Consider the following 7,864-nt stretch of genomic DNA (forward strand, 5'->3'; position numbering starts at 1 on the left):
GGTGTTGCGCTGTGCCCACCTTCCGTAACGTCCTCAACTGGCAGCGGTGAATATGCCGCTGCCGCCGTGGGGGAGCCTCGATTCGGGAGAGGACGGCGCCGGTATGGGCTGGGTAGCTGACTGGAGTGCGCAGGCGGCCTGCCGCACTACCGATCCGGATGAACTGTTCGTTCAGGGAGCGGCGCAGAACCGGGCGAAGGCGGTGTGCACCGGATGCCCGGTGCGGACCGAGTGCCTGGCCGACGCACTGGACAACCGGGTGGAATTCGGCGTGTGGGGTGGCATGACGGAGCGCGAGCGTCGCGCACTGCTGCGTCGGCGGCCGACCGTCACGTCGTGGCGGCGACTGCTGGAGACCGCGCGTACGGAGTACGAGCGGGGAGCGGGCCTGCTGCCCGTGGCGATGGAGGACGACGCGACGTACGAGGCGTACGCGGCGGTGGGATAAGGCGAGCCCAGGGCCCGCTGTGGGGGATCGTGCCGGGCCGACGCGCCCCGGCGTCGCACCACGCGACGGACGAGGCGGTGGGCCGGAGGCCCTCCGCCCGCAGTCGTCCGGGACCACGCGTGACGCCGGCGACAACTCGCGCTTCCGTGCGCGGTCGTCGGGGCAGGGACCCGTGCCGACGGGCATACGTGCCCGGGAGCGCCCGGGACGGAGACGGCCGCCCGGACACCCCCTGGGGGTGCGCGCGGGGCAGCGCTCAGGACTGCGGGATGCGCCCCGTCGTGAGGCGATCACCGATGGCCCGGAGCCCGGCGAGATCGTGCACGTCGCCGGGCAGGGCGGCCACCTCGGTGACCGGTACCTCGGGGTGGAGCGCGGTGAAGCGATCGCGCGTGCGCTGTTCGCGTGCGAGCACCTGCATGCGTTCGGCGTGCAGACGGAGCAGACCTGCGGTCAGTCGCCGGACATCCGGCGCGTCTGCCGCGTCAGTGGTGTCCGGTACATCGGTGTCACGGTCGTGCGCGGGCTCGGCTGTGGGGGCAGCCTGGGGGTCCTGCGGGGAACGTGCGGCGGCGGTGGCGATGTCTGACGGCTCGGGGATGGTGGCTCGGGAGCCACGAATCTCAGTCTTCCCGGCCCCCGGATCCGTCATGCCGCCCTCGTCAAGATTTTCCGCGGCGGCCCGCGCCCGCTCGGCCGACAGCCGGGCCGCGCCGCTGCCGTGGACGCGGTTGAGGACGAGTCCGGCCAGCGGCATCTCCTCGGCCGCCAGCCGCTCGACGAAGTAGGCGGCCTCGCGCAGCGCGTCCCGCTCCGGCGTGGCCACCACGAGGAACGCCGTGCCCGGCGCCTGGAGCAGCTTGTACGTCGCGTCCGCGCGGGTCCGGAAGCCGCCGAACATCGTGTCCATGGCGGCCACGAACGTCTGCACGTCCTTCAGGAACTGACCCCCCAGCAGCTTGCCCAGGGTCCCGGTCATCATCGACATGCCGACGTTGAGGAACTTCATCCCCGCCCGGCCGCCCATCTTCGCCGGTGCCATCAGCAGCTTGATGAACTTCCCGTCCAGGAAGGAGCCCAGCCGCTTCGGCGCGTCCAGGAAGTCCAGCGCGGAGCGGGACGGCGGGGTGTCGACGACGATCAGGTCCCACTCGTCGCGGGCCCGCAGCTGACCGAGCTTCTCCATGGCCATGTACTCCTGCGTACCGGCGAAGCCGGCCGACAGGGACTGGTAGAAGGGGTTCTCCAGGATGGCCCGCGCCCGGTCGGCGTCCGCGTGCGCCTCGACGATCTCGTCGAAGGTCCGCTTCATGTCGAGCATCATGGCGTGCAGTTCCCCGCCGTCGGATCCCTTGATGCCGTCGACCTTGCGGGGGATGTTGTCGAGCGAGTCGATGCCCATCGACTGGGCGAGCCGCCGGGCCGGGTCGATCGTCAGGACGACGACCTTCCGGCCGCGCTCGGCCGCCCGGACGCCGAGCGCCGCCGCCGTGGTCGTCTTGCCGACCCCGCCGGCGCCGCAGCAGACGATGATCCGGGTCCCGCGGTCGTCGAGGAGCGGATCGAGGTCCAGCGTCGGCACGGAGTCGAGGCCGTTGCCCGGGAGGGCGCCGTCCGGGCCCCCGGAGGCCGGCACGGCGCCGTCGGAGCGGGCCGCCGGGCCGGTGCCCGCGGCGGGCCGGGTGAGGTCCCCGCCGTCCGGTGCCGGGTTCGCCGCCGCCGTCGCCGGGGCTTCCACTCGGTCCGTCACGCGCCCACCCCTTGTTTCCGCAGTTCCTTCGCCAGTCGGTACAGGCCCGCGATGTCCGCCCCGTCCCCCAGGAAGGGCAGCTCCGACGTCGAGACGCCGAGGTCGCCGAGGCCGGCCAGGACCGCCCGCTGCGTACGCTCCAGCTCGACCCGCTGCGCGTGCTCGGCCGCCTGCTCCACCAGCGGCTCGACCAGCTTCGTGCCGCCGGAGATCCCCGCCGCCGCCAGACTGGCCGCGATGGCGTCCCGGTGGTCGCCCGCCGCCGCCCGTACCGCCGCCTCGTCGAGGACGTGCGGGCGGACCATGTTCACGATGACCCGGCCCACGGGAAGTTCGGCCTCCCGCAGCTCCGCGATCCCGTCGGCGGTCTCCTGGACCGGCATCTCCTCCAGGAGCGTCACCAGGTGCACGGCCGTCTCGGGGGACTTCAGGACCCGCATCACGGCCTGCGCCTGATGGTGTATCGGGCCGATCCTGGCCAGGCCCGCGACCTCGTCGTTGACGTTCAGGAAGCGGGTGATCCGGCCGGTCGGGGGCGCGTCCATGACGACGTGGTCGTAGGTGTAGCCGCCGTGCTTCTCACGCCGCCGGACCGCCTCGCACGCCTTGCCGGTCAGCAGGACGTCCCGGACCCCGGGCGCGATCGTCGTCGCGAAGTCGATCGCGCCGAGCTTCTTCAGGGCGCGGCCCGCGCTGCCCAGTTTGTAGAACATCTGGAGGTAGTCGAGGAGCGCGCGCTCGGCGTCGATGGCCAGCGCGAAGACCTCGCCGCCGCCCGGGGCGACGGCGATCTTGCGCTCCTCGTACGGAAGGGCCTCCGTCTCGAAGACCTGTGCGATGCCCTGCCTGCCTTCGACCTCCACGAGGAGTGTCCGCTTGCCCTCGGTCGCGAGGGCGAGCGCGAGGGCGGCGGCGACCGTCGTCTTACCGGTACCGCCCTTGCCGCTGACGACCTGGAGCCTGCTCACGTCTTCGAGCCTAACCACTGGCGCACCCGCCTAAGCAGGAGGCTGCCTGTGGCAGCGGATACAGTCGGCCCCATGACCAAGTGGGAGTACGCGACTGTGCCGCTTCTGGTGCACGCGACGAAGCAGATTCTGGACACCTGGGGCGAGGACGGCTGGGAGCTCGTCCAGGTCGTGCCCGGGCCGAACAACCCCGAGCAGCTCGTGGCCTACCTGAAGCGGGAGAAGTCGTGAGCGGGGCCGTCGAGGCCAAGCTGGCCGAGCTGGGCCTGACGCTGCCGGAGGTGGTGCCGCCGCTGGCCGCTTACCAGCCGGCCGTGCAGTCCGGTGTGTACGTCTACACCTCGGGCCAGCTCCCGATGGTGGAGGGCAAGCTGCAGCTGACCGGCAAGGTCGGCGGCGAGGTCACCGCCGAGGAGGCCAAGCAGCTCGCGGCCACCTGTGCGCTGAACGCCCTCGCGGCCGTGAAGTCGGTCGCCGGTGACCTGGACCGGATCAAGCGGGTCGTGAAGGTCGTGGGCTTCGTCGCCTCGGCCCCCGACTTCACCGGGCAGCCCGGCGTCGTCAACGGCGCGAGCGAGCTGCTCGGTGCCGTCCTCGGCGACAAGGGCGTGCACGCGCGCAGCGCGGTCGGCGTCGCGGTGCTGCCGCTGGACGCCCCGGTCGAGGTCGAGGTCCAGGTGGAGCTCGACCAGGCCTGATCCCGGTCCCGTCAGCCGTGCCGAGAGCCGGTTCCGCCCCGTCCGGGGGAGGAACCGGCTCTCGAACATCCGGACCTCCCGGCATACGATCCGCCCATGGCGAATGGTCAGTGGTACCCACCGGAATGGCCCGACCGCATCCGCGCCCTCGCCGCGGGCGAGCTCACGCCCGCGACGCCCAAGCGGGCCGCCACGGTCCTGCTGCTGCGGGACGGCGAGGGCGGGCCGAGCGTGCACATGCTGCGGCGGCGTGCCTCCATGGCGTTCGCGGGCGGGGCCTACGCGTATCCCGGCGGCGGCGTCGACCCGCGGGACGAGCACCCCGTGCGCTGGGCCGGGCCGTCCCTGGAGACCTGGGCCGAGCGCCTCGGGGTCCCCGACCCGGCGCAGGCGCAGGCCGTGGTGTGCGCGGCCGTGCGCGAGACCTACGAGGAGGCGGGCGTGCTGCTCGCCGGCGAGACGGCCCTGTCCGTCGTCGGCGACACGACCGGTGACGACTGGGAGAAGGACCGCGAGGCGCTGGTCGCCCGCGAGCTGTCCTTCGCCGACTTCCTGGACCGGCGCGGGCTCGTGCTGCGCTCCGACCTGCTCGGCGCGTGGGCCCGCTGGATCACGCCCGAGTTCGAGCCCCGGCGCTACGACACCTGGTTCTTCGTGGCCGTCCTCCCGGAGGGCCAGCGCACCCGCAACGCCTCCACCGAGGCGGACCGCACGGTGTGGATCCGCCCGGCGGACGCCGCCGCCGGCTACGACCGCGGCGAGCTGACCATGATGCCCCCGACCATCTCGACCCTGCGGGGCCTGCTGTCCTTCGGGGCCGCGGCCGACGCGCTGGACGCGGCGCGGGAGCAGGACATGACCCCCGTCCTCGCCCAGGCGCGCCTGGACGGCGACGAGCTGATCCTGAGCTGGCCGGGTCACGACGAGTTCACCAAGCACATTCCCACGGGGGGTACGGGATGACCGACGCCGCCGCACTTCCCGGACAGCCCCGGGGCGGGGTCCTGTCCGGGCCCGCGACGGACCGCGCCGTGAACGTCCTCGCCCCGAACCCGTCCGCGATGACCCTCGACGGCACCAACACCTGGATCCTGTCCGAGCCGGACTCCGCCCTGGCGGTGGTCGTCGACCCCGGTCCGCTCGACGAGGGCCACCTGCGGCACGTCGTGGCCACGGCCGAGAAGCTCGGCAAGCGGATCGCGCTCACCCTTCTCACCCACGGCCACCCGGACCACGCGGAGGGCGCGGGGCGCTTCGCCGAGCTGACGGGGACCCGGGTGCGGGCCCTCGATCCCGCGTTGCGGCTGGGGGACGAGGGCCTCGCCGCCGGACAGGTCGTCGCGGTGGGCGGCCTGGAGCTGCGGGTGGTGCCGACGCCCGGCCACACCTCGGACTCGCTCTGCTTCCACGTGCCCGCCGACGGGGCCGTCCTGACGGGCGACACGATCCTGGGGCGCGGCACGACGATGGTGGCCCATCCCGACGGCCGGCTCGGCGACTACCTCGACTCGCTGCGCCGCCTGCGCTCGCTCACGGTGGACGACGGCGTGCACACGGTGCTGCCGGGCCACGGGCCGGTCCTGCAGGACGCGCAGGGGGCCGTGGAGTTCTACCTCGCCCACCGGGCGTCGCGCCTGGCCCAGGTCGAGACGGCGGTCGAGAACGGCCACCGGACCTCGTCCGAGGTGGTGTCCCACGTCTACGCGGACGTGGACCGCTCCCTGTGGCCGGCCGCCGAGCTGTCGGTCCGGGCGCAGCTGGAGTACCTGAAGGAGCATGGCCTGATCTGACCGTGGCGGTACCCCCGGAAAGCGGAACTTTTGGCTCGTGCTTTACGCTCCGCTTACTTCTGGCCGTATTCCTCGGGGGAACGCACATGTTCGTCATATCGATCCTGCTGCTCATCGCGGCGGTGGTCCTCTACTTCGTGGCCCGCGCCAACGACACGCGCGGGCTGAAGCTCGGCGCCCTCGGTGCGCTGATCGCCGGCGTCTTCTCGCTGCTGGGCTCGACCCTGTACGTCGTCAGCGCGTACGAGGTCGGCGTCCCGGTCGCCTTCGGCAAGGTGGGCACGCCGATGACCTCGGGCATGCACCTCAAGTCGCCGTTCACCGACGTCACGACCTTCTCCACCCGCCCGGTCGACCTCAACCTCTCCGACAAGGACGTCGTCGAGGTCCGCTCCTCCCAGGGCGGTGTCATGTACGCCGAGGTGACCGTGAAGTGGGCGGTGACCCCGGCCAAGGCCGTCGAGCTCTACCGGCTCGCGGGCAGCGAGGACGCGATCCAGCAGCGGCTGGTCTACCCCGACAGCCGGGAGATCGTCCGCAACGTCTTCGCGCGCTACACGAGCGAGCAGGGCTACGCCACCGACCGCGAGAAGATCAACGCCGAGATCGGCGACCTGATCAAGGAGCGGCTCGCCCCGCGCGGTATCGCGGTCACCACGGTCAACCTGCGCAACGTGAAGCCCTCGGACGCCCTGCAGGGCCAGATCGACCGCAAGATCCAGCAGCAGCAGGCGACCGAGCGCGCGACCGAGGCGGCCCGCACGGCCAAGGCCGAGGCCGACCGGCGCCGTATCGAGGCCGAGGGCATCGCCCGCGCCAACAAGATCCTCAACGACTCGCTGACGGACAAGGTCCTGATGAACCAGTGCATCGAGGCGTACAAGGAGGCTTCGGCGAAGAACCCGGTCTACGCGGTCCCCTGCGGCGGCGGCACCGGCAACCCGCTGATCGTGGACGGTTCGAAGCGCTAGGTCCGGACAGGGTCCGGTCCCGGCGGTCGCCGGGACCGACCCGGACACGCGAAGGGCCGCCCCGGTTCGACCGGGGCGGCCCTTCGCGTGCGTACGGGTGTGCCTACCGCGAGCGCTTCGCGAGCCGCTCCACGTCCAGCAGGATCACGGCGCGGGCCTCCAGGCGGAGCCAGCCGCGCTGGGCGAAGTCCGCCAGGGCCTTGTTGACCGTCTCGCGGGAGGCGCCGACCAGCTGGGCGAGCTCTTCCTGCGTCAGGTCGTGCACGACGTGGATGCCCTCCTCCGACTGCACGCCGAAGCGGCGCGACAGGTCGAGGAGCGCGCGGGCCACCCGGCCCGGCACGTCGGAGAAGACCAGGTCGGACATCTGGTCGTTGGTCTTGCGCAGCCGGCGGGCGACGGCGCGCAGCAGCGCGGTGGCCACCTCGGGCCGGGCGTTCAGCCAGGGCTGGAGGTCGCCGTGGCCCAGGCCCAGCAGCTTGACCTCGGTCAGCGCGGTCGCGGTGGCGGTGCGCGGGCCCGGGTCGAAGAGGGACAGCTCGCCGATGAGCTCGCCGGGGCCGAGGACGGCCAGCATGTTCTCGCGGCCGTCGGGGGAGGTGCGGTGGAGCTTCACCTTGCCCTCGGTGACCACGTACAGGCGGTCGCCGGGGTCGCCCTCGTGGAAGAGCGCGTCGCCACGGGCGAGCGTCGCTTCACTCATCGAGGCGCGCAGCTCCGCGGCCTGCTCGTCATCGAGCGCCGCGAAGAGCGGGGCGCGCCGCAGAACGTCGTCCACGAATTCTCTCCTTGTCGACCTGCTCAGGGGACGGTGCATCCCCATGATGCCGCACCGGAAAACAGTGCGATCGATCACAAGGGTCCGACACAAGTCTGACGTACCGGCGCCTCCGGTCGTGCGTCAGGGGGTCGTTTCGCCCAACTCGCCGGTGGGAGCCCGGGCCCGAGGGGCTGCCCAGAGCGCCCACAGGGCGCGATTCCGCTGTGGGCGAACATCTCCTCGACAGCGGTGCGAGGGCCGTTCGCCCGCCCTGTCCGCCTTCCTTCCGGCGTCCTCCGGGGTCCTCGTCCCCGCACTCCTCCCCCGTCCTGCTCGGTCCACTTCCAGCGGCGGACGAGGCGCATGAAGTGGGTGTCGACGGTGATGCCCGGCACGCCGAAGGCGTTGCCGAGGACGACGAAGGCGGTCTTGCGGCCCACGCCGCCGAGGACGACGAAGGCGGTCTTGCGGCCCACGCC

At 72.4% G+C, this 7,864-nt stretch carries 9 protein-coding genes and 1 pseudogene; 6 read left to right on the plus strand and 4 right to left on the minus strand.

From position 1 onward, the window contains the following. Nucleotides 1–103: 103 nt before the first annotated feature. Nucleotides 104–448, plus strand: a complete 345-nt coding sequence (locus EAO71_RS19885; protein ID WP_026058363.1) for a WhiB family transcriptional regulator — start codon at nucleotides 104–106, stop codon at nucleotides 446–448. 256 nt (nucleotides 449–704) lie between these two features. On the opposite strand, the gene EAO71_RS19890 is transcribed toward EAO71_RS19885, so the two are convergent. Together EAO71_RS19890 and EAO71_RS19895 are read right to left on the minus strand one after the other, a co-directional pair. Further along, nucleotides 705–2,084: an ArsA family ATPase gene (locus EAO71_RS19890; protein ID WP_410093989.1), complete on the minus strand. Its 1,380-nt coding sequence runs from the start codon at nucleotides 2,082–2,084 to the stop codon at nucleotides 705–707. Nucleotides 2,085–2,194: 110 nt separating this feature from the next. After that, the gene (locus EAO71_RS19895) at nucleotides 2,195–3,166 is read right to left on the minus strand and encodes an ArsA family ATPase (protein WP_187282714.1); all 972 of its coding nucleotides are present in this window, start codon (nucleotides 3,164–3,166) and stop codon (nucleotides 2,195–2,197) included. A 72-nt stretch (nucleotides 3,167–3,238) separates the two neighbouring features. Here EAO71_RS19895 and EAO71_RS19900 point away from each other — a divergent pair, with 72 nt between their 5' ends. From EAO71_RS19900 to EAO71_RS19920, 5 genes are all read left to right on the plus strand, one after another. Beyond that, nucleotides 3,239–3,397, plus strand: a complete 159-nt coding sequence (locus EAO71_RS19900; RefSeq protein ID WP_017947820.1) for a DUF4177 domain-containing protein — start codon at nucleotides 3,239–3,241, stop codon at nucleotides 3,395–3,397. Then, entirely contained in the window at nucleotides 3,394–3,864 is a 471-nt protein-coding gene (locus EAO71_RS19905) for a RidA family protein (protein WP_147978936.1), read from the plus strand. Before EAO71_RS19900 ends, EAO71_RS19905 begins: the two co-directional genes overlap by 4 nt. Before the next feature lie 96 nt (nucleotides 3,865–3,960). After that, complete coding sequence (locus tag EAO71_RS19910) at nucleotides 3,961–4,827, plus strand: NUDIX hydrolase (protein WP_147978937.1); 867 nt, start codon at nucleotides 3,961–3,963, stop codon at nucleotides 4,825–4,827. Then, the gene (locus EAO71_RS19915) at nucleotides 4,824–5,654 is read left to right on the plus strand and encodes an MBL fold metallo-hydrolase (RefSeq protein WP_147978938.1); all 831 of its coding nucleotides are present in this window, start codon (nucleotides 4,824–4,826) and stop codon (nucleotides 5,652–5,654) included. The genes EAO71_RS19910 and EAO71_RS19915 overlap by 4 nt, the downstream gene beginning before the upstream one ends. 86 nt (nucleotides 5,655–5,740) lie before the next feature. Next, nucleotides 5,741–6,625 carry a prohibitin family protein gene (locus EAO71_RS19920; protein ID WP_147978939.1) on the plus strand — a complete coding sequence of 295 codons (885 nt, stop codon included), beginning with the start codon at nucleotides 5,741–5,743 and terminating at the stop codon, nucleotides 6,623–6,625. 103 nt (nucleotides 6,626–6,728) lie between these two features. On the opposite strand, the gene EAO71_RS19925 is transcribed toward EAO71_RS19920, so the two are convergent. Then, nucleotides 6,729–7,403, minus strand: a complete 675-nt coding sequence (locus tag EAO71_RS19925) for a Crp/Fnr family transcriptional regulator (RefSeq protein WP_015034542.1) — start codon at nucleotides 7,401–7,403, stop codon at nucleotides 6,729–6,731. A gap of 308 nt (nucleotides 7,404–7,711) precedes the next feature. Continuing rightward, nucleotides 7,712–7,864 (minus strand): annotated as a pseudogene (locus EAO71_RS38950) (endonuclease III); the annotation flags it as partial.

It is taken from the genome of Streptomyces sp. MS191 (assembly GCF_008042125.1).
In the GTDB taxonomy this organism is placed as follows: domain Bacteria; phylum Actinomycetota; class Actinomycetes; order Streptomycetales; family Streptomycetaceae; genus Streptomyces.

Bases quoted from the DNA above. Each gene is read 5' to 3' on its own strand.
- EAO71_RS19900 (WP_017947820.1), top strand. From the start codon at position 3,239: ATGACCAAGTGGGAGTACGCGACTGTGCCGCTTCTGGTGCACGCGACG.
- EAO71_RS19885 (WP_026058363.1), top strand. From the start codon at position 104: ATGGGCTGGGTAGCTGACTGGAGTGCGCAGGCGGCCTGCCGCACTACC.
- EAO71_RS19915 (WP_147978938.1), top strand. From the start codon at position 4,824: ATGACCGACGCCGCCGCACTTCCCGGACAGCCCCGGGGCGGGGTCCTG.
- EAO71_RS19920 (WP_147978939.1), top strand. From the start codon at position 5,741: ATGTTCGTCATATCGATCCTGCTGCTCATCGCGGCGGTGGTCCTCTAC.
- EAO71_RS19910 (WP_147978937.1), top strand. From the start codon at position 3,961: ATGGCGAATGGTCAGTGGTACCCACCGGAATGGCCCGACCGCATCCGC.